The sequence below is a fragment of the Pseudomonas psychrophila genome, from assembly GCF_001043005.1.
GTDB classification, from domain to species: domain Bacteria; phylum Pseudomonadota; class Gammaproteobacteria; order Pseudomonadales; family Pseudomonadaceae; genus Aquipseudomonas; species Aquipseudomonas psychrophila.
The window spans coordinates 454,598-474,266 of the sequence record NZ_JYKZ01000002.1 but is presented as its reverse complement, the minus strand read 5'-3'; the positions used below and the strand labels follow the sequence as shown (position 1 = coordinate 474,266).

Genomic DNA, 19,669 nt, shown 5'->3' with positions numbered 1-19,669 from the left:
GAAATCGACATGAACCGATTTGCGCAGTGTGCTTTCACGACTTTCTGGCTGTTGGCTTACGGTATTGGCCAGGCCCAGGCTCATTCGGCGGATGAACATGCCGGCCACGACATGACGGCAACCCCCGCTAGCGCCCAGGGCGCCCCGGTCAGTTTTGCCAACGTCGCGCTGGTCGACCAGAACGGCAAATCGGTGCATCTGGAGCCTGACCTGGTGGCTAACAAGATCGTGGTCATGAGCTTCATCTACACCAGCTGCACCACGGTCTGCCCGGTGGTGTCCTCCATCATGGGCAAGGTGCAGAAACAACTGGGTGCACGGGTCGGCAGCGAAGTGCAACTGGTCTCCATCAGCATTGACCCGCAGCGTGACGACAGCGGTCGGCTGAATGAATACGCCCGTGGCTTTCAGAGCGGACCGGGCTGGAGCTGGCTGACGGGGTCGACCCAATCGGTCAATGACACGCTCAAGGGCTTGGGGACGTTCAGTGCCAACTTGAAAAATCATGCTCCGCTGATTCTGGTGGGGGATGGCAACAGTCGGAACTGGACCCGTTATTACGGTTTCACCGACCCTGCGGTGCTGATTCATGAAGTGGAAAAACTCAGCGGCCAGCGCGGGGCCCATGCCAAACACACCGCCGTTGCAATGGAGCAGCATCCATGAAAACCCTGGACCGTATTGCTCTGAGTGTGTGTTTTTGCCTGTTCAGCACAGCGGCGCTCGCCCACGAAGGGCATAACCCGTCGGTACCAGAAGAACCTGCGACCACCGCGACTGTGGCAGCGCCGGCCACCGGCACCCGCGACGCAAAAACCTGGTTCACCGACACCCCGCTGTTGGACCAGAATGGTCAGACACTGCGCTTCTACAGCGATGCCTTGCAAAACCGTGTGGTGTTGCTGAACGTGATATTTACCAGCTGCACCGATGCCTGCCCGTTGATCACCCGCAAGCTCAAGGAAGTGCGTGAAGTACTGGGGGACAAGGCCGACGGCATTACCTTTATTTCCCTTACCAGTGATCCGCTGCGTGACACGCCGGCGGTGCTCAAGGCTTACACCTTGAAACAAGGGGTCGATGATCCCCACTGGCTTTTTTTGACCGGCAACAAGGCGCAGATGGAACTGGTGCTGGGGCGCATTGGCCAGATCGTACCAACGCCCGAGCAACACTCCACGCAGCTGATTGTGGGCGACGTGGCCAACAAACGCTGGAGCAAGATACGCCCCGATGCCCCGGCTGCTGCCATTGCCCAGCGTTTGCAGCTGCTGACAATGCCAGTGGTCGGGCGTTGAGCGCGTCCCATGAACGCCTCACTCGCCTCTGCAATGCTACTGCTCTCAGGCGTCATAGCCTGCGCCCAGGCATTGCCACTGACCCCCGACGAAAGTGCCGGCAAGCGCCTGTACCGTGAGGGTATGTCGGCGAGCGGTGAGCTCATCATGGCCAGGGTCGGCGTCGCCGGCATGTTGTTGCCCGCCACCAGCCTGCCATGTGCCAACTGCCACGGCACCGATGGGCTCGGACGCCCTGAGGGCGGGGTACGACCGCCAGACCTGAGCTGGTCACGGCTCAGCAGCCGTCATGGCCAGCAGCAGGTCAATGGCCGCAATTACCCGGCGTACTCGGACGGCGCGTTGGCCCGGGCCGTTCAGGAGGGCCGTGATCCCGGCGGCAATCGGCTCGACCCGGCCATGCCGCGGTTCGTGCTGTCGATCAATGACCAGCGCAACCTCACGGCTTATCTCAAGCGCGTGACCGATGATCGTGATCCCGGCCTTGATGCCAAAACCCTGCACTTGGGCACCTTGTTGCCTGCCGAAGGACCGCTGGCCGAAGAGGGCGCCACCCTGGCTGCGGTGCTCAATGGCAGCGTGGCGCAAATCAACCAGGCCGGAGGCATTCATGGTCGGCAGCTGCGCCTGACCATCCTCGATCCCGGCCCGGATCGCGCCAGCGCCGAGCAGGCACTGGACCGGCTGATCGAACAGGAGCAGGTATTCGCCATGATCGCGCCACTGGCCCCTGCACTGGACACATCGCTTGCACAGCATCTGGAACAGGCGGGCGTTCCGTTGATCGGTGCGTTGTCACTGCTCGGCACGAGCCAGTCCAGCAGACTGATATTCGAACCCTTGCCCGGGCTGCGCGAGCAACTCATTGCGTTGGCCGACTTCGCCAGCCAGCAGCTTGAAGCGCTGCAGGGGCCCACGTTGATCCTGTACGCCGGCGCACCCGGACAGCAAAAGGTCGCGGATGAACTTGGCCTCTATTTACAGGCTCATGCCTGGCAAAACGTCCAGGTGCAGACCTACGACCCGGTGCAGGAGCCACTCCCGCCTGCTTCCCGCTCGGTATTTTACCTGGGTAGCAGCGGCGGTTTCAGTCGTCTCGCCATCCGCTTGCAGGCGGCAGGTCAGGCGCCTTATCTGTTTGCCACGGCGCAGCAGGTGGCAGGGGATCTGTTTCAAGTCCCCGTTGAGTTTTCCCGCCGAGTGTTTATTGCCTACCCCTTTATACCCAGTGACTGGACACCGGCCGGGCGTCTGGCGCTGACCCGGGTTCGCGAGTCCGCGGGCCTGGGCGGGCAGTACGCCTTTGTGCAAGTAGGTGCCTTCAGTTCGATGCTGTTGTTCGCCGAAGGCATGAAGCAGGCCGGAAGGGATGCCAGTCGTGAAAAACTGGTCAGTGCCCTGGAAGGCCTGCATGACTTTGCCACCGGGCTGACACCGCAGATCAGCTTCGGTCCCGGTCGTCGGCTGGGGCTCAATGGAGCCCATGTCGTCACACTGGAACTGCCGGATCAGCGCTTTTACCTGGTAGCCCCCTACAAACCCGTTGCTGCGATGCCCTGACCGGAGACCCCTTATGAAACTCAATAATTGGTTGATCCTGCTGACCCTCTGGGGTCCCGTGGCGTTGTGCAGCAATGAGCCCGTCGTGGCACGGGTCAATGGCGTCGAAATCCCCGCCTTTCGCCTGGAACGCTATTTCGCCGAGTACCTGGAAGATCAGGGACGGGCAGTGGGCAACATTCGCAATCCCAAGGCTTATCAGCAATTACGGCTGAAGGCGCTGGATGCCTTGATTGACAAGGAATTGCTCTGGCAAGAAGCCGTCAAGCGAGACGTAGTGATCAGCGATGCGGTGGTAACTGAGCAAGTCGAGAAAACGCGCCAGGCAGTGGGTGGCGCCGATGTGTTTGCACGCAAGCTCAACGATGCCGGCTTCGACGAGGCCAGTTATACCGAGTACACCCGCCGCGAACTGGCGGCGCAAAAGGTGTTTGCCGAAATGACAGCGGTCGCCCCGCCGGATGAGCAGCAGGTGCGCGACTTTTACGAGGAACACCGCAGTGAAATGAACCGTCCGGCGCAGGTGCAGGCCCGGCATATCCTGATCAAGGTCCCTCAGGGGGCGAGTGCCGCCACAATCGAAGCCGCGCGACTACGCTTGGTAGAGGTACGTCGGGAAATTATCGGGGCCGCCGATTTTTCCCGCGTGGCCAAAAGCCGTTCTGAAGGCTCATCAGCCAGCGCCGGCGGGGATCTTGGCTACTTTTCCAAGGGGCGCATGTTGCCTGAGTTTGATGAAGTGGCCTTTAGCATGGCTCCAGGCGAAATCAGCCAGCCGGTGCGCACTGCGGTGGGATGGCATCTGATTTATGTGGAGAACCACTTGGATGAAGTTGATGTCACAGAAGAACAGGGATTTGCAATGGTTCGCACTTATCTCGTCCAACAGCAACAGTCTCAGGCGCGCCTTCAGGTCCTGGAACAGCTAAGGTCGCGCAACCGGATCGAACGGACTAACACTGAGTGAAGCCGGCCCCAATAGTGGGGAAAAGCTTCCAGCCACACCCGTGCGCGTCCCCGCCTTTGGGGGATGGAGTAACAGGGATAATTTTTTATCATGAGTATCAAGGAGATGCAGCGGCAGTAAGACCGCTGCGCTGCCTGGCATGAAGTGTGCTCAAGCCTAAGTAAGGTGAGCACTCCGTCAGGCTTGATACTCGGACCTGCGGTTACAAGGAGTCCACCTTGGTGAACAAAGTACTGGTTGTTGATGACGAGCAGCTGCTTGCACAAAACCTGCAGGATTATCTGCAGGCGCAAGGGCTGGAAGTCCAGATAGCGCACGAAGGTGCCAGAGCCATTGGTGTAGCCGAGGGTTTTGCTCCCGATGTGGTGGTGTTCGATTACCGCTTGCCCGATATGGAAGGTTTTGAAGTTCTCGATACCGTTCGCCAGAACAGGACGTGTCACTTTGTACTGATTACCGGGCACCCCACCACAGAAGTGTGTGATCGGGCCCGCAAGCGAGGGGTCAGTCATATCCTGTTCAAGCCGTTTCCATTGGCCGAACTGGCACGAGCAATTTTTGACCTTTTAGGGGTGAACCGCGAATCGGGCACAAGCCCCAACCGCGCTGAAGGATTCGTCGAACGACGCAAGAACAGGAACGAGAGTTTCCCGCTGCAGTTGTACGACGGCAGTTGGGTGCTGGCGGATCGCCGACGAACAACGGCATCCAATGCCCCTGACGACGAACACTTGCTCACCGGGAAGTAGTGACGCGACTAGACGTTCCGGCTCAGGCCGCAATAGCTCGCCGCGTCGACAGGGCATCAAGCCCCCGGCGTTGGAGAGCAAGCCATGGACCGTCTATCCCTTGCCGTAGAACCGGCGCTCCCGGACTGCGTACCGTCTCCTTTCTCCAGTGAACAACTGGCCCAGGCCCGCGCACTGGCTGTCACTTCAGGCGAACGGGTACTTCAAGCACTAGGGGTACTCTGTGAACTGGCCCCCATGCCTTTCATCGAATGCCTCGGTCGCACGCTGCACTACCCCGTTCTGCACACCGATACCCTGTTCAAGGCCACCCCGGTATTCGACCGGGTCACTCTGGCCCAATGCCTCAAACGCGAATTCATGCTGCTGCGCCATGACGACATGGTCATTGGTGTGTTTGCCGATCCCTTTGATACCGCGCGGTTGGCCTGGATCGATGACTGCCTGCATGGTGCGCCGCTGTACCTGGTGCATGCCGATGACCTCAAGGCCTACCTGGCCCGTCATGAAGAGAGCTTTCATGCCGTGGAATCGCTCAATGCCCAGGCCGATACCCATGTTGAGCGGGATAACCTGCAAAGCTTGTCCCTGACCAGCATCAGTGAAGATGCCAGCGTCGTCGTCAAACTGGTCAACTCAACCCTCTACGACGCACTGAAAATGCATGCCAGCGATATCCACCTGGGCACTACCGGTGGCGGCCTGGTGATCAAGTACCGCATCGACGGTGTGCTGAACAACATCAGCAAGATCCAGGGCAGCGAGTTCGCCGAGCAGGTGATCTCCCGGGTCAAGGTCATGGCCGAACTGGATATCGGCGAGAAGCGCGTGCCTCAGGATGGCCGTTTCAAAATTGGTATCAGCGGTCGTCAGATCGACTTTCGGGTGTCGATCATGCCGAGCATATTTGGCGAAGACGCCGTGCTGCGGGTACTGGACAAGCAGGACCTGGCCGACAAGGTCAGCGGCGTACAGTTGCAGGCCCTGGGCTTCGCCGATGAAACCCTGCGCCAACTGCGGCGCCTGGCAGCCGAACCCTACGGCATGGTGCTGGTCACCGGCCCCACCGGCAGCGGCAAGACCACCACCCTCTACGCGATGATCACCGAGATCAACCACGGCGTGGACAAGATCATCACCATTGAAGACCCGGTGGAATACCAGTTGCCGGGAGTCTTGCAGATTCCGGTCAACGAGAAAAAAGGCCTGACCTTCGCCCGGGGCCTGCGTTCTATTTTGCGTCATGACCCGGACAAGATCATGGTCGGCGAAATTCGCGACCCCGACACCGCGCAGATTGCCGTGCAATCAGCCCTCACCGGACACCTGGTATTCACCACCATTCACGCCAACAACGTGTTCGACGTGATTGGCCGGTTTACCCAAATGGAAATCGACCCCTATAGCCTGGTCTCGGCCCTGAACGCAGTGCTTGCCCAGCGGTTGATCCGGCTGGTCTGTGCAACCTGCAGCACGCCGTATCAGCCCAGTGTCGATGAGCTGCACCTCTCAGGTCTCGATCCAGACAAGGTCTCTGGCTACCACTTCGTTCATGGCAAGGGTTGCGGCCATTGCCGGGGCACCGGTTATCGCGGGCGCACGGCCATTGCTGAGTTGCTGCACCTGGACGATGAACTGCGCCAGATGATTGTCGAGCGTCAGCCCGTAGCAAAGATCAAGGCCCTGGCCTGTAGCCGTGGCTTGCGCCTGCTGCGCGAGTCAGCCCTGGAACTGGTGCTGGAAGGGCGGACCACGCTCGAGGAGATCAACCGTGTCACTTTTATCTCGTGATCAGTATGTGGCCGTGCTCGGCGCCAGTGGTGTGGGCCTTGGCCAGTGCCACGGCGGCGAAACCCGCTGGCTGAGCAGCGTCGGATTTATCGACGAAGGCTTCCATGCGTGGGCGGTTGCCCTGGAAACCCTGGACCGTCTTTTGGGTGAGCACACAGCGACTGGAGCTCAATTGCGGGTAGTGATTTCCGGGCACTTCAGCCGCTTTTGCCTCGTGCCCTGGAGCGAGCAGATCAACCGTCCCGATGAGCTGCAGGGGTTCGCCAAATTGTGTTTCGAGGACCTTTACGGCGCCCCGAGCCAAGCCTGGAGCCTGGTGTTGTCGGCCGAGCCGTCAGGCTACGACCGGATCGCGGCCGCGCTCCCCCAGGCACTGCTGGAGCGCTTGCGCAGCCTGGCCAAGGGGCGCGGCCTGCACCTGAATTCGGTCCAGCCTTACTTGATGGCTGCGTTCAACCATTTCGACAAACACCTGGATAGCGACGACTTTCTCTTCGTCGTGGCTGAGCCTGTGCGCAGCGTTTTGCTGCTGGCTCGGCAAGGGCGCTGGGTTGCAGTGCGCTCGGTGGGCAGCAGCGACAGCGATACGGCTCTAAGGGCATTAATCAGTCGCGAGCTCCAGCTGCAAGGGGATAGCAGCGAGCAACCCTTGAGCATTTACCTGCACGCTCCGGCACGCCTGGACTCACCGCCCCAGGTGCCGGGTGTGCTGCTGTGTACGCTGGACGAGGACCGCACGGGCGTACGCGACAGCCTGTATGCCATGTCCCGGGCGGTGGCCTGACATGCGCGCCCTCATGCTCGATTTTCAACCGCCTCGCCGTTCGAGCCCCTTGGGCTGGAGCCTGCTGGTGGCCGGTGTGCTGCTGGCAACGGGTTGCCTGGTTGGGCAACAGCATTTCAGCGCCCAGGCCCAGCAGCAGCAAGGTGACTTGCAAACCACCCAACGTGTGCTGACCGGCAACAGCGGCGCCAAGGGCGGCCTGACCGCGGCGCAAACCCGTGAGCAGGCACAGAACCTGGCGGAGATGCGCAAGGTCTCTCAGCAATTGCGCCGCCCGTGGGAGCGCCTGTTTGCCACCCTGGAAAGCCTGCCGCTGGACAACATCGCCTTGCTCAGCCTGACCCCGGATGCACGCAAGGGTCAGGTCCGCATCAGTGCCGAAGCGCGCGATCTGGAGGCCATGCTCGATTTTCACCGGCGCCTTGAGGCCAGTGACGAGCTGTCCGATGTGTCCCTGCTCAGTCACGAAATCGTTGCCAACGTGCCGGAACACCCGGTGCAATTCAATCTGTCGGCGACGTGGGAGATTGGCGATGCAAATCCCTAGGCTGATCGTCCACGAATACCTCCAGGGTCTGGGTGTTCCCGGCCTGGCCGGAGCGGCGCTGGTGCTGATTGCGCTGGTGTATGGCCCGGTCGTGCTGATGCCCGAGTGGCAAGCGTTGCAGCAGCTCAATCAACAGACCCGTGAAGCCAGCGAGTACCTGGCCCGTGTCGAAGACGGCAGCGTGGCGGCTCCGGCCGGCCCGCAACGCCAGCTCGACGATTTCCGCAGCAAGCTGCCGTCCCAGCCCCAGGCCACCGTGGCTATCGACAAGATCTATGCCCTGGCCGCCCTGGAACACATCACCCTGGCTCGTGGCGAATACTCCTTGGGTATCGACCCCAAGACCCACCTGGCGCGCTATCAGATCTTGCTGCCGGTACGCGGCAGTTATCCGCAACTGCGTCGTTTTCTACACGCGTTGCTGGGGCAGTTGCCAGCGGTGGTGGTGGAGGACGTGGAGTTTCAACGTAAAAAGATCGCCGACACCGACCTGACCGGCCGGATCCGCATGACCCTTTATCTGTCGAGGTCATGATGAACAACAAACGCGTGGTGAGCTGGGTCGCGTTCTTTGGCGTGGCTGCGGCTTTGACCTGGGGCGCCGGATACCTGCAACCGGTACAGGAGAGCGACGACCCGCTTGCCGTCGTCGCCCCTGCGGGCAAAAAAGCATCCGTCCTGCGGGGAGCCTTGCCTCCTGTATCGGCCACGGCCAAGGCCGGTCCGATCCGTGACCTGAGCCCGGTCGGCGATCTGTTTTCCGCTCGCAGCTGGAAGGCTGCAGCGGTCCTTGCCACGGTCATCGAGCAACCCGTCAGCGCGGCCCCGGTCGAACAAGCCCCGACCGCACCCCCCATGCCTTTCCAATTTGTCGGCAGGCTTGATGACCGTCGCGACCTGCAAGTGTTTTTGCAGGACGGAGAAAAAATATACGTCGTGCGCAAAGGCGACGTCATCGACAAAACGTGGCGGATCGAGGGCATTTCCGATGTGGAGTTGAGCTTCGTCTACCTGCCGCTGCATTTGTCTCAGACACTGTCTGTGGGGAGCTCGCAATGAACCGATCCCGTTTGATGATCAGCCTTGGCTTATGCGCCGTGCTCGTCGCGTGCAGCACCGCCAAGGTCGCGCAAAAGGAAGCGAAAGAGTTGATCGAGGCGGGCCAGTATGAAGCCGGCCTGGCACGGATCGAGGACGGACTGCGCGAGAACCCCCGCGATACCGAGTTGCACCTGGCCCTGAGTCATGGTCGCGCCCGTTCGATTACGGCACTGATGACCGAGGCCGATCAGGACCGCGCCAAGCGCAGTTTTGCCGCCGCCCGCATGGGATACGGCCGGGTGTTGACCATCGAGCCGAACAACCGGCGTGCCCAGGACTCCCTGCGTCAGCTGGACTACCTGCGCAGCATGGATGAGAAGCTGGAGCTGGCCCGTGGCGACCTGCGTCGCGGTGACATCTACGGTGCTGATCGCCAGGTCAAGCAGATACTGGAACTGGACCCGAAAAATGACGGTGCCCTCGAACTGCAAGGCAGCATTCGTCTGGTTCAGAGTCGCAACGTCGTGCAGTACCCGCAACTGCGCACCCGTCTTGATCGCCCGGTGACGCTGGAATTTCGCGATGCCAACCTCAAGACGATCTTCGAAGTGCTGTCCCAGGTCGCCGGTTTGAATTTCATCTTCGACAAGGACCTGCGCCCGGACATGAAAGCCACCATCTTCGTGCGTGACGTGCGCATCGAAGATGCTGTGGCCTTGCTGCTGCAGCAGAACCAGTTGCACCAGAAAGTGGTGAACGAAAACACCCTGCTGATCTACCCCGATTCGCCGCAGAAGCTCAAGGACTATCAAGAGCTGGTGATGCGCACCTTCTACTTGACCAGCATCGACGCCAATACCGCGCTGAACATGATCAAGACCATGCTCAAAACCCGTGATGTGTTCGTCGACGAACGCCTGAACACCCTGACCATGCGCGACAGCGAAGATGCCGTGCGCATGGCGGAAAAACTGTTGCAATCCCAGGACCAGTCCAACCCTGAAGTGGTGCTGGAAGTGGAAGTCATGGAAGTCGCCCGCCAGCGCATTCTCGACCTTGGCCTGCAATGGCCGAACACTTTCGGGGTATTGAACAGTGCAGGCGGAGACGTGACGGTGCTGGATCAACTCAAAGGCATCACCTCCAGCAGGATCAGCATCTCGCCATCGCCCCAGGCCAAGATCAACGCCCAGGACAATGACATCAACACCCTGGCCAGCCCGGTGATTCGGGTCAGCAACCGCGAACAGGCGCGCATCCATATCGGTCAGCGCGTACCCATCATCAGCGCCACTGCAGTGCCCTCGACTCAGGGCCCGGTGATCACCGAAAGCGTTACCTACCTTGATGTCGGCCTCAAGCTCGAAGTCCAGCCCACCGTGCACCTGAACAATGAAGTGGCTATCAAGATCGCCCTGGAAGTGAGTAACGCCACGCCACTGCAACCCACCCGGCAAGGCACGATTCCGGTCCAGGTCGACACCCGCAACGCCCAGACCACCCTGCGCCTGCACGACGGCGAAACCCAGATTCTCGCCGGGCTGGTGCGCAACGACCATGGCGCCACCGGCAACAAGATCCCGGGGCTGGGGGACATCCCGTGGCTGGGCCGGCTGTTCGGGAGCAACAAAGACACCGTTGGCCAGTCGGAGCTGGTGCTGTCGATCACCCCGCGCATTGTGCGCAACCTGCCGTACCAGAGCCCCTCGGACATGGAGTTCCCGACCGGCACCGAAACCAGCATGCACATACAGGCCCCTGATCGCGGGATGGAGCCGGCGACCCGCACCGAAATCATTAACACCCCGATGGCTGCCACCACCCAAGTTTTCGTAGAGAAGCCTTGATCATGAACGCCTCGCAACGTGGTTTTACCTTGATCGAAGTCGTGGTGACGATGGCCCTGATCGGCCTGCTGGCCGGTATGGCTGCGCCGCTGACCGAGACGGTGGTGCGTCGGGGCAAGGAGCAGGATCTGCGCACCTCCCTCTACCAGATTCGCGATGCCATCGACGCCTACAAGCGCGCATTCGACGCCGGTTACATCGAGAAGTCCCTGAACAGCAGCGGCTATCCGCCCAATCTGCAAGTGCTGGTGGACGGTGTACGGGATGTGCGCAGCGCCAAGGGGGCCAAATTCTACTTTTTGCGGCGAGTGCCCCACGACCCGTTGATGTCAGTTAAACGGGACGACGAGGGTGGATGGGGGTTGCGTTCCTACGACAGCTCGGCGCAAAGCCCGCGTGAAGGTGAAGACGTGTTTGACGTGTACTCCAAGGCCCGGGGCAAAGGGCTCAACGGCATTGCGTACCGGGAGTGGTGAGCTTATGCGCCGGGAACAAGGCTTTACCCTGCTGGAGCTGATGGTGGTCATGGCAATCATTGCCACGTTGATGACCATCGCCTTGCCGCGCTACTTCAACAGCCTGGAAGCCTCCAGGGAAACCACCTTGCGCCAGAGCCTGTCGGCGATGCGCGAAGCGCTGGATCATTACTACGGCGACACAGGGCACTACCCCGAGTCCCTTGAACAATTGGTGGAGCAACGCTACTTGCGCAATTCGCCCATGGACCCGATTGCCGAACGCAAGGACACCTGGGTCCTGGTCCCCCCTCCTGAAGGCGTAGCGGGTGGGGTGGCAGACATCAAAAGCGGTGCTACCGGGAGGGCGCGTGATGGCAGTCTTTATTCCGAGTGGTAGGCCGTCCGGTGAGGCAGGGTTCACTTACTTGGGCGTGCTGTTCCTGATCATGCTCATGGGCATGGGGCTGGCCAGTGCAGGCCAGTTGTGGTCGACCGCTGCGCGCCGCGATCGCGAACGCCAATTGCTGTGGGTCGGCACTCAATATGCCCAGGCATTGCGTAGCTACTACCGCGTCTCTCCGGGCCTGGCCCAGTACCCCAAAGCCCTGGAAGACCTGTTGCAGGACGAGCGTTTTCCCGATGCCAAGCATCATATCCGTCAGCTCTACCCGGACCCGATCGGGGGCGGTGAGTGGACCCTGCAGCGCGGTTTCGACGGTCGCATAACGGGCGTCAGCAGCCCCTCCACCGACAAGCCGCTCAAACAGGCGGACTTTCCCAGTCAGTGGTCGGACTTCAGCGCAATGGACAGCTACAAGGACTGGCAGTTTGTTGCCGAGAAAGCCTTTCTCGACGGTACTTCCGGGCGGAACAAAGGGCAGTCCGGTGCCCTGCAGGGGGTGCAACCATGAAATGTCGCACGTTGGCCGCGGTGGCCATGGTTCTGCTGATGCCGCTTGGTGCGGCCAGGGGGGACGAAGAAATGCTGGGTTTTATCGTCGATGACACGATTTCACACATTGGCCATGACTTTTACTACGCGTTCAGTGAGCGCCTGCGTGCCACCAGCCCGATGGATTTCAACCTGGTGGTCCGCGAGCGACCTTCTGCGCGCTGGGGCAGCCTGGTCACGGTGGAATATCAGCAACGCCTGGTGTACCGGCGCTTCCTGGCCCCTAACACCGTGGAACTCAAGGACGAAGCCTACGAGGCTGCCGACCTGGTCCGCGGGCAGATTGTCCAGCGCAAGCTGGAAACCTTGTTGCAAGACACCACGGACCTTGAGAGGGACGAACTATGAAAACAAAAAAACGTGCGCAGCGTGCCTGCCTCTGGCTGTTTTGCCTGGGGGGTTGTGGCCTGGCACAGGCCACCGAACTGGTGTACACGCCCATCAACCCCTCGTTTGGCGGCAACCCGTTGAACGGCACATGGTTGCTGAACAATGCCCAGTCACAGAATGACTTTGACGATCCCGACATCAAGGCACGCATTACCCCTGTCGGCACCTCGGCCCTTGAACGTTTTACCAGCCAATTGCAGTCGCGGTTGCTGGGCCAGTTGCTGGACAACATCTCTACCGGCAACACGGGGAGCCTGTCCACTGACGCTTTTATCGTGAACGTTACCGATGATTCCGGGGCACTGACCATTGTCGTGACCGACCGGGCTACCGGTGAAATCTCTGAAATCCAGGTTAATGGCCTCGCTCCCTGACGGGGCTTTGGGGCGATGGGGAGTGATGGACATGAAGACAATATTGATGCTGGGGCTATTGTGTGCCGCCTTGCAGGGTTGCAGCCTGCGCGACACGATGTCGGCCGAACAGGATACCGAGGCACCGACCCTGACACCTCGGGCGTCGACCTATTACGACTTGCTGAAAATGCCCCGGCCCAAAGGCCGCCTGATGGCCGTGGTGTACAACTTTCGCGATCAGACCGGTCAATACAAACCGACCCCGGCCAGCTCGTTTTCCACGAGCGTCACCCAGGGTGCGGCAAGTATGTTGATGGATGCCATGCAATCCAGCGGCTGGTTCGTGGTGCTTGAACGTGAAGGCCTGCAGAACTTGTTGACCGAGCGCAAGATCATTCGCGCCTCGCAGAAAAAGGCCGACACACCGGTCAATATCCAGGGCGAGTTGCCTCCGCTCCAGGCGGCGAACCTGATGCTCGAAGGCGGCATCATTGCCTACGACACCAACGTGCGCAGCGGCGGGGAGGGCGCACGGTATCTGGGCATCGACATTTCGCGGGAATATCGGGTCGATCAGGTGTCGGTAAATTTGCGGGCGGTGGATGTGCGCAGCGGCCAGGTGCTGGCGAATGTCATGACCAGCAAGACCATCTATTCGGTGGGCCGCAGTGCCGGGGTATTCAAGTTCATCGAGTTCAAGAAACTGCTTGAAGCCGAAGTGGGCTACACCACCAACGAGCCTGCGCAGCTGTGTGTGTTATCGGCAATTGAATCAGCGGTCGGGCACCTGGTGGCCCAGGGTATTGAGCGCAAGATGTGGCAAGTGGCGGGAGACAGCTCAACCCCGGTGCAGAATGAAACACTGGGCCGTTACTTGTCCCAAAACAAAATAGACCCCGACGCTGAATAACCGAATTGCTACGTGTGCCAGTCATCGCGAGCAGGCTCGCTCCCACAGGCTTTGCAGTACTCAATGTGTGTGGGAGCCAGCCTGCTCCCACAAGTTCAGCAGTGCTCGCAACACCTTAAACCACACCCGTGGGAGCGAGCCTGCTCGCGATGACTGGCAGGCACGCAGTCTGCGCAGCCATAAAAAAACCGCGGCCCTGTATGAAGGGGCCGCGGTTTTTTTGCCTCGGGTTTATTGCTGAAACACGGTGGCCTGGTTGGCCGAGCCGGATTGCTGCACGGTCGCCAGTTGCGTCACGCCACTCTGGTCGACACGGGCGATGTTGCCAGTCCCGCCCTGGGTTACATACGCCACGTTCAGGGTGTCTGCCTGTTTGACAGTGATCTGGTTATCACTGCCATACACCTGTGCGGTGAACGCCTGGTTGCCACTGCCGGACTGTTCGAACGTGGTGCTGTTACCGTTGCCGCTGGAGAAACCCTGAGCCAGGTTGGTGGTGCCGCGCTGGTCAGCGATCAGGATGTTGTCGCTGCCGTTCTGATCGAAGTACAGCTCGTTGTAGTTATCGGCCTGGCTGATGGTGGTTGCGTTGCCAGTGCCGGATTGATGGGTCGTCATGATGTGGCCGACGCCGTCCTGAGTGAAGCTGGCGACGTTGGCGCTGCCCACCTGGTTAACCGTGGCGCGTTGGTCCTTGCCAAACTGGCCACCCGCTTGCGGCCCTTTCCAGTTGCTGGCGTAGACCTTGTTGTCGTTACCCAGCGAGGTGGCCGTGAGTACCTGGTTTTCACCGGCCTGATAGGTGAAGTGCACGTTACCCGTACCCTCCTGGTACAGCGCCAGGGTCGAGCTGACTGATTCGAACTGGTCGGCGTAAATGGCGTTCAAGTCACCCACCTGCAGGATCTGGGCGAAGTTGTTCTCGCCAAAGCTCTGGTCGACGATCGCTTCGTTGCTCATACCGTATTGATTGATGGTGGTCTGGCTGCTGGCCTGGGTCTCTTGCCAGACTTCGGTACCGTTGTAATCACCGTACTGGTTGACCGTCACGTTACCACCCAGGCCGTTACGCTGATCGGCGTAGGCGTAGTTGCCATCACCTGCCTGGTTGATGTCGATCTGGCCCGCTGTATGGAACACTTGCTCAGCCGTGCCGTAGTTGGTGTTGCCGTACTGGATGACCAGGGCGTTGTTGGCCACGCCCGGAGAAATCTGTTCGATATAGGCCTCGTTGCCGTCGCCGAACTGCAGCGTCTGGCCGGTGGTACCGTCCTGACTGTCCTGGTAGACAAACGAAAAGTTGCCGACGCCTTGCTGCTGTTGCAGCACCACGCTGCCTCCTTCGCCGATGGACTGGCTGGCATGGCTGACGTTGAAGGATCCAAGCTGTTGCTGAGTGATGGTGCTGGAGTTTTCGTACAGTTGCTCGGCGTAAGCCGCGTTGTAATCACCGTCCTGATGCTGCTCTATGGGGCTGGTTGCATGGTCTTGCACAGCGGCAGCGTCGTTGCCCTGGCCGGACTGCTGCTGGTTCGCGGTGCTGAAGGGAGCCTGGCTTTGCTTCACGTCGGCGATATTGGCCGTACCGTACTGGTTTTGGGTGGACAGGCTGTCGTCAGCCATGGCCTGGGCACTGACGATGACCAGGATGGCGGCAGTGAGGGGCGTCAGTTTAAACATGATGAAACCTCCAGGTAGCGCAGTGCTTTAACGATATTGTTTGACTGAAACGCTCATGCCATTCCCGGCCTGGTTGACGGCGCTTTGTTGCCCCGTTCCCGCCTGATTGATGGTGGCGTCGTTGTTGTTGCCGTTCTGGGATATCTGCGCACGGTTGTGACTGCCGCTCTGGCTGATGTCAGCGCTATTGCCACTGCCTTGCTGGGTGATCATTGCCATCAGGTCGTTGCCCTGTTGCAGGATGAAGGCTTCCTGATTGCTGCCGGACTGCACAATGGTGCCCAGCAATGACTGGCCGTTCTGTTGCACGTTGGCGGTATTGGCCTGTCCGTACTGCTGGATCAATGCCTGCTGGCCAACCGGCGCGGGCAACTCGCCCAGGTCGGATGCGGCGCCGAGGTCGTCGTTTTCCATCAAGTCATCGGCCTGCGCACCCACGCTGCAACTGAGCGCAAGCATGCAGAGCAGGGCGACGGTTGAAGTGTTCATGGGGGGTGTCCTCTGGCAGGAGATGCGCCCCATCAGCGCAAGGCTGATAGGGCGCAGGCTCAGTTCGCGGTAACCGACACAGTGCGTACGGTGCCCTGGGACGAGGTTATGGTCGCGGTCGGGTTCGCCGAAGGCACCACGGTGGTGATGTTGCTCACCGTCAGCCGCCAGCGCCCGGTCACCGGTACCGTGGTAGTGCCCAGGGTGACCAGCCCGGTGGGGGTAGTGACCTGGACGGTGATGGTGTTGCCGGTGATCACCGATGATGTACCGGCAAAGTCCCAGGTGAAGCGGTTGTTGGAACGCGCCGAGACGGTTGCCGTGGTGACGGTAAAGGTTTCCGCCGCAGGTCTTGGCGAGACTTGCACGGTAACCGTGGCGGGTGCCGTGGCGACCGATCCCAGGCTGTCCCGCGGGAGGTAGGTGAAGGTAGCGGTGAAGGCTGCTGTCACCGTGGCTGGCGGGGTATAAGTGAGGACGGTGCCATTACTGGTGACCGTGCCGCGACCCGCTGCCGGTTGGGTAAAGCTGGCGACTGCCAGCGGCAGGTTGCCTTCCGGGTCGGTGTCGTTGGTCAGCACACTGATCGGGATGGCGACACCCAGGGTCGCGACGGCATCGTTGACCGCTACCGGAGGCCGGTTTGGCGCTACGGTAATGCTGACGGTGGCAGCGGTGGTCGAGGCGAGGCCTTTAATGTCCTGGGCCTTGTAGGTGAAGGTGGCGGTCAACGGTGCGTTGACCACTGCCGGCGGGGTGTAGATCACAGAGGCGCTGCCGCTCAGGGCCACCGTGCCTTGTCCTGCAGGTGGTTGGGTCAATGCGGTGATACTGAGCGGTGTATTACCATCCGGGTCAGTGTCGTTAGCCAGCACGTTGAGGGTAATCGGCACGCCAAAGCTGGTGCTGGCCGTATCGGCAATGGCCACCGGCGGCTGGTTCGAGCCTATGTCGGGGGCTGTACCGACGACCACGACGGCTTCGGTATCACTGCCACCCGCTGCAGATTTGACCGTGACACTGGCGGGAGGCTGAACCAGGCCAGCGACGGTAATTCTCTGCAAGGTTCCGGTTTTGGACAGGCGCCCGTAGCCTTGGGCAACCATGTCGGGAATCACCACTTCATCGGTTGAAGTCGCCTCGATCAGCAGGCTTTTGTTGTCCCAGCTGTAGCGCGCGGTCTGGATTTTCACCAGGTCAGTCAGTTTGCTCGACACTGAGGTGGGGCGTGTCGTGCCGGTGGGGTTGGTGGCGGTCACCACCACGACCGGCGGCACGGCTCCGGTGAGCAAGCGCTGCCCGAAGAAAAGGCCATTGTTGTCGCCAATCAGGTTGGTCTGGCAAGGCGACAGGGGTGGACCGGCGACCAGGGCAATGGATTCGCGAAAGCACACGGATGAGCTGTTCAGGCCTTTGGCGAACACTTCGACCCGAGTGTTACTGCTGGCTCCGGCAGCGGTCCGCCGGTAGGTCGCACGTGCAATCTCTACCGGGGTTTGCGCCCGGTTATCGAGCACCTTGCCCGCGACAGTGAAAAGACTGGTCTGGATACTGCCCGTCGGCCCGGTAATGCGGACGAAGTTAGTGTTGTTGGGGCTGCCGGTGACGAGCTCAGTGAGATTGGGATCGCCGACAAAGGTTTCGACCGCGCCGGTGTCCGGGTTCACTTCGGTATACGGCCCGTTGACGCTGCGCAGGAATGGTCCAATGGCGCCGTTTACCGCACCGCTGAAGTTGCCTGGCGCACCGATGCCGACGTCACGGGTAATGTTGATAGCCCGGCGCCCCGGAGCCGTCACGTTAACGGTTTCCACGCCGTAGGGGTGGGTGATGGTGTAGACCCCCGCCACGGGGACCGAGACCCGGATGCGAATTCGGGCGAAGCTTTGCTGGTCGCCATCCACCGGGTTTTCCGAGGCGAAGGCGGCTTCGATCCCGGCCACGTAGGCATCCAGTTCAAAGCCGCTGTTACCCACCGCAGGAATGGTGGCCTCGGCGAGGAACCAGAAGGCTTCCGGAGGCCAGTTATCCGGGAAAATCATCGGTTGTGTGTCGTCGTAAACTCCCGGCTCCGGCAGCAACGTGCACATGTACGCCGGCGGCACGCTGACCGCTACCCGCGAGCTTGCCGCCCGGGACTGGCACAGCTCCATCGACAGCAGATTGTTGTCCTGATACCACATGGGGAATTTACCCGTGGCGAAGGTGTAGGGGCCAGGGTCGACGGCAGCGAGTTGAGCGAATGCGCTGCCGGACAGCGATAGAGTCAGTCCCAGGGCGTTGAGCGCCAGGCGTGGCCAATTGTTCATGATGCCTCCTGATGAGGGTCTGGGCATGTGAGCGTTCATTGCACAATGACCACTTCTTCGGTATCGCTGCCGCCATTGGATGACGTCACGCGGACTTTGGCTGGCGGGATCGGTGAGATGCCCGTGGTCAGCGTTTTCACCGCTGCGCTACCACTCAATGCGCCGATGGCAGCACCGGTGCCGGACGTTGCGGTAAGGGCCGGCGGCGACGTTTCATCGCTGGTCGAGGCCACGAGCGTCAGTTGCCCGGAGCTCAGGCTGTACTCGGCACGCTGGATTACCACCAGATCGGTCAGGGCCATGGGCAGGGTGGTGGGTGTGCTGCTGGCGATCGCCAGATGGTTGTCGGCGGTGACTTGCAAGGTGGTTGGCAAGGTCGGGTTGATCGAGCTCTGGACGTACCAGTTTCCGGTGGTATCGGCCTCGGTCAGTTTCAGCGCCGGGGTGCTGCTGCTAAGGGAGACAGTGGCCGGAGGCGGTGGCGCCAGGACAAATACGTCCTGCTGTGCAATAGGGGCACTGGCACCCTGTCTGCGTGAGTAGGTGCTGCGCTGGGTGATCAGGGGGGTGGGGCGAACCACGGCCGACAATTTGCCCGAGATGGCAAACACCGTACTGCGCAAATCCAGCCCGCCAGGGCCTTCGATGCGAATGTAATTGGTGTTGAACGGGCTGCCGGTTACGGCTTCGTTGAGATTGGGGTCACCGATGAACTGCTCGGCGCCACCGCTCACTGGATTGGTCTCGGTGTAAGGCCCGTTGACGCTGCGCAGGAATGGCCCGACATCACCCTTGAGGGCGCCATCATAGGTTTTGGGTGACCCGATGCCGATGTCCCGGGTCATGTTGATTGCCCGCCGCCCCGGGGTATCGATATTGAACACTTCGATGCCGTAGGGATGGGTAATCACGTACGTACCGGCAACCGGCACATCGACGCGAATCCGCACGCGGGCAAAACTGACCTGATCACCCTCGACGGGTTCTTCTGCGGCGAAGGCCGCCTCGATGGCCGAGCCGTAGGACAGGTCGATGCCACGGGCTGCATCGACGATGGCTGCGTCTGCGGTAAACCAGAAAGCTTCGTCAGGAAAGTTGGTGGGAAACACCACGGGCTGCGCATCATCAAACACACCGGGGGTTGGCAGCAGGTTGCACATGTAGGTAGGTGCACCCGGTGTGCCGGGTACCCGGGAACTCACTGCTTTGGACAGGCACAAGTCGAGGGTCCGGCCATGGCTGTCTTGGTACCAGGCGGCAAAGCCCCCGTTGGCAGGTATGTATGGCCCGGTGTCGACTGCAAACAGCGCCGCCTGGGAGATTCCTTGGGCCAGTGCGCTGACGACCAGGACGGCCGCCGTTTTGGACAGTAAAGGGTGCATGTGTATTCCCTCTAATGGAGACCTGCCCCTCGGAGGTGGGCCAGTTAGGACGGTTTTGGCAAGTTCCATACCAACTGGTGGCGATGGCTCTGCAAGCCCCGGCTACAAGAGCCTTGGGGCATTCGGCAGGTTGCCAGCCGACAGTGCCGGACGGGCATC

General features: G+C 60.7%; 21 protein-coding genes. 17 read left to right on the top strand and 4 right to left on the bottom strand.

Annotated features, from left to right (window positions below; translation table 11 throughout):
- Positions 1-9 precede the first annotated feature (9 nt).
- From TU76_RS08325 to TU76_RS08245, 17 genes are all read left to right on the top strand, one after another.
- Positions 10-666, top strand: a complete 657-nt coding sequence (locus TU76_RS08325; protein WP_048351433.1) for an SCO family protein — start codon at positions 10-12, stop codon at positions 664-666.
- The gene (locus TU76_RS08320) at positions 663-1,298 is read left to right on the top strand and encodes an SCO family protein (RefSeq protein WP_019825570.1); all 636 of its coding nucleotides are present in this window, start codon (positions 663-665) and stop codon (positions 1,296-1,298) included. Before TU76_RS08325 ends, TU76_RS08320 begins: the two co-directional genes overlap by 4 nt.
- Before the next feature lie 9 nt (positions 1,299-1,307).
- Positions 1,308-2,858 (top strand): cytochrome c/ABC transporter substrate-binding protein, encoded by a 1,551-nt coding sequence (locus tag TU76_RS08315; RefSeq protein ID WP_048351432.1) that lies wholly within the window; start codon positions 1,308-1,310, stop codon positions 2,856-2,858.
- A 13-nt stretch (positions 2,859-2,871) separates the two neighbouring features.
- Positions 2,872-3,825, top strand: coding sequence for a peptidylprolyl isomerase (locus TU76_RS08310; RefSeq protein WP_048351431.1), 954 nt, complete (start codon positions 2,872-2,874; stop codon positions 3,823-3,825).
- Between the two features lie 218 nt (positions 3,826-4,043).
- Positions 4,044-4,574, top strand: coding sequence for a response regulator (locus TU76_RS08305; RefSeq protein WP_037032292.1), 531 nt, complete (start codon positions 4,044-4,046; stop codon positions 4,572-4,574).
- Positions 4,575-4,658: 84 nt separating this feature from the next.
- Positions 4,659-6,365: a GspE/PulE family protein gene (locus tag TU76_RS08300; RefSeq protein WP_048351430.1), complete on the top strand. Its 1,707-nt coding sequence runs from the start codon at positions 4,659-4,661 to the stop codon at positions 6,363-6,365.
- Positions 6,346-7,149: a hypothetical protein gene (locus TU76_RS08295; RefSeq protein WP_048351429.1), complete on the top strand. Its 804-nt coding sequence runs from the start codon at positions 6,346-6,348 to the stop codon at positions 7,147-7,149. The genes TU76_RS08300 and TU76_RS08295 overlap by 20 nt, the downstream gene beginning before the upstream one ends.
- A gap of 1 nt (position 7,150) precedes the next feature.
- Complete coding sequence (locus TU76_RS08290; RefSeq protein WP_019825581.1) at positions 7,151-7,696, top strand: PilN domain-containing protein; 546 nt, start codon at positions 7,151-7,153, stop codon at positions 7,694-7,696.
- Entirely contained in the window at positions 7,683-8,231 is a 549-nt protein-coding gene (locus TU76_RS08285) for a type IV pilus inner membrane component PilO (protein WP_019825583.1), read from the top strand. Before TU76_RS08290 ends, TU76_RS08285 begins: the two co-directional genes overlap by 14 nt.
- Positions 8,231-8,755 carry a hypothetical protein gene (locus tag TU76_RS08280; protein WP_048351428.1) on the top strand — a complete coding sequence of 175 codons (525 nt, stop codon included), beginning with the start codon at positions 8,231-8,233 and terminating at the stop codon, positions 8,753-8,755. The genes TU76_RS08285 and TU76_RS08280 overlap by 1 nt, the downstream gene beginning before the upstream one ends.
- The gene (locus tag TU76_RS08275) at positions 8,752-10,584 is read left to right on the top strand and encodes a secretin N-terminal domain-containing protein (protein WP_019825586.1); all 1,833 of its coding nucleotides are present in this window, start codon (positions 8,752-8,754) and stop codon (positions 10,582-10,584) included. Before TU76_RS08280 ends, TU76_RS08275 begins: the two co-directional genes overlap by 4 nt.
- A gap of 2 nt (positions 10,585-10,586) precedes the next feature.
- Positions 10,587-11,060, top strand: a complete 474-nt coding sequence (locus TU76_RS08270; protein WP_019825587.1) for a type II secretion system protein — start codon at positions 10,587-10,589, stop codon at positions 11,058-11,060.
- Between the two features lie 4 nt (positions 11,061-11,064).
- Entirely contained in the window at positions 11,065-11,439 is a 375-nt protein-coding gene (locus TU76_RS08265) for a type II secretion system protein (RefSeq protein ID WP_019825589.1), read from the top strand.
- On the top strand, positions 11,414-11,953 hold the full coding sequence (locus TU76_RS08260) for a type II secretion system protein (protein WP_019825591.1): 540 nt from the start codon (positions 11,414-11,416) through the stop codon (positions 11,951-11,953). The genes TU76_RS08265 and TU76_RS08260 overlap by 26 nt, the downstream gene beginning before the upstream one ends.
- 26 nt (positions 11,954-11,979) lie before the next feature.
- Positions 11,980-12,342, top strand: a complete 363-nt coding sequence (gene csgE / locus TU76_RS08255) for a curli production assembly/transport protein CsgE (RefSeq protein ID WP_231984418.1) — start codon at positions 11,980-11,982, stop codon at positions 12,340-12,342.
- The gene (locus tag TU76_RS08250) at positions 12,339-12,758 is read left to right on the top strand and encodes a curli assembly protein CsgF (protein ID WP_019825595.1); all 420 of its coding nucleotides are present in this window, start codon (positions 12,339-12,341) and stop codon (positions 12,756-12,758) included. Before csgE ends, TU76_RS08250 begins: the two co-directional genes overlap by 4 nt.
- A 31-nt stretch (positions 12,759-12,789) precedes the next feature.
- Positions 12,790-13,650 (top strand): CsgG/HfaB family protein, encoded by an 861-nt coding sequence (locus TU76_RS08245; RefSeq protein ID WP_019825596.1) that lies wholly within the window; start codon positions 12,790-12,792, stop codon positions 13,648-13,650.
- Between the two features lie 231 nt (positions 13,651-13,881).
- On the opposite strand, the gene TU76_RS08240 is transcribed toward TU76_RS08245, so the two are convergent.
- From TU76_RS08240 to TU76_RS08225, 4 genes are read right to left on the bottom strand one after another with little or no spacing between them, the layout of a single operon-like run.
- Positions 13,882-15,330, bottom strand: a complete 1,449-nt coding sequence (locus TU76_RS08240) for a curlin (protein ID WP_046809685.1) — start codon at positions 15,328-15,330, stop codon at positions 13,882-13,884.
- A gap of 27 nt (positions 15,331-15,357) precedes the next feature.
- Positions 15,358-15,819, bottom strand: a complete 462-nt coding sequence (locus tag TU76_RS08235; protein WP_019825600.1) for a curlin associated protein — start codon at positions 15,817-15,819, stop codon at positions 15,358-15,360.
- A gap of 59 nt (positions 15,820-15,878) precedes the next feature.
- Positions 15,879-18,128: an Ig-like domain-containing protein gene (locus TU76_RS08230; protein WP_048351427.1), complete on the bottom strand. Its 2,250-nt coding sequence runs from the start codon at positions 18,126-18,128 to the stop codon at positions 15,879-15,881.
- A 35-nt stretch (positions 18,129-18,163) separates the two neighbouring features.
- The gene (locus tag TU76_RS08225) at positions 18,164-19,510 is read right to left on the bottom strand and encodes a hypothetical protein (RefSeq protein WP_046810818.1); all 1,347 of its coding nucleotides are present in this window, start codon (positions 19,508-19,510) and stop codon (positions 18,164-18,166) included.
- Positions 19,511-19,669 lie beyond the last annotated feature (159 nt).

What these genes read in the sequence shown, in the direction of transcription:
- TU76_RS08225 (WP_046810818.1), bottom strand. Translation starts at nt 19,510, where the DNA reads ATGCACCCTTTACTGTCCAAAACGGCGGCCGTCCTGGTCGTCAGCGCA.
- TU76_RS08285 (WP_019825583.1), top strand. Translation starts at nt 7,683, where the DNA reads ATGCAAATCCCTAGGCTGATCGTCCACGAATACCTCCAGGGTCTGGGT.
- TU76_RS08300 (WP_048351430.1), top strand. Translation starts at nt 4,659, where the DNA reads ATGGACCGTCTATCCCTTGCCGTAGAACCGGCGCTCCCGGACTGCGTA.
- TU76_RS08260 (WP_019825591.1), top strand. Translation starts at nt 11,414, where the DNA reads ATGGCAGTCTTTATTCCGAGTGGTAGGCCGTCCGGTGAGGCAGGGTTC.
- TU76_RS08290 (WP_019825581.1), top strand. Translation starts at nt 7,151, where the DNA reads ATGCGCGCCCTCATGCTCGATTTTCAACCGCCTCGCCGTTCGAGCCCC.
- TU76_RS08325 (WP_048351433.1), top strand. Translation starts at nt 10, where the DNA reads ATGAACCGATTTGCGCAGTGTGCTTTCACGACTTTCTGGCTGTTGGCT.
- TU76_RS08315 (WP_048351432.1), top strand. Translation starts at nt 1,308, where the DNA reads ATGAACGCCTCACTCGCCTCTGCAATGCTACTGCTCTCAGGCGTCATA.
- TU76_RS08235 (WP_019825600.1), bottom strand. Translation starts at nt 15,819, where the DNA reads ATGAACACTTCAACCGTCGCCCTGCTCTGCATGCTTGCGCTCAGTTGC.
- TU76_RS08265 (WP_019825589.1), top strand. Translation starts at nt 11,065, where the DNA reads ATGCGCCGGGAACAAGGCTTTACCCTGCTGGAGCTGATGGTGGTCATG.
- TU76_RS08275 (WP_019825586.1), top strand. Translation starts at nt 8,752, where the DNA reads ATGAACCGATCCCGTTTGATGATCAGCCTTGGCTTATGCGCCGTGCTC.
- TU76_RS08320 (WP_019825570.1), top strand. Translation starts at nt 663, where the DNA reads ATGAAAACCCTGGACCGTATTGCTCTGAGTGTGTGTTTTTGCCTGTTC.
- TU76_RS08280 (WP_048351428.1), top strand. Translation starts at nt 8,231, where the DNA reads ATGAACAACAAACGCGTGGTGAGCTGGGTCGCGTTCTTTGGCGTGGCT.
- TU76_RS08250 (WP_019825595.1), top strand. Translation starts at nt 12,339, where the DNA reads ATGAAAACAAAAAAACGTGCGCAGCGTGCCTGCCTCTGGCTGTTTTGC.
- TU76_RS08310 (WP_048351431.1), top strand. Translation starts at nt 2,872, where the DNA reads ATGAAACTCAATAATTGGTTGATCCTGCTGACCCTCTGGGGTCCCGTG.
- TU76_RS08270 (WP_019825587.1), top strand. Translation starts at nt 10,587, where the DNA reads ATGAACGCCTCGCAACGTGGTTTTACCTTGATCGAAGTCGTGGTGACG.
- TU76_RS08240 (WP_046809685.1), bottom strand. Translation starts at nt 15,330, where the DNA reads ATGTTTAAACTGACGCCCCTCACTGCCGCCATCCTGGTCATCGTCAGT.
- TU76_RS08230 (WP_048351427.1), bottom strand. Translation starts at nt 18,128, where the DNA reads ATGAACAATTGGCCACGCCTGGCGCTCAACGCCCTGGGACTGACTCTA.
- csgE (WP_231984418.1), top strand. Translation starts at nt 11,980, where the DNA reads ATGGTTCTGCTGATGCCGCTTGGTGCGGCCAGGGGGGACGAAGAAATG.
- TU76_RS08245 (WP_019825596.1), top strand. Translation starts at nt 12,790, where the DNA reads ATGAAGACAATATTGATGCTGGGGCTATTGTGTGCCGCCTTGCAGGGT.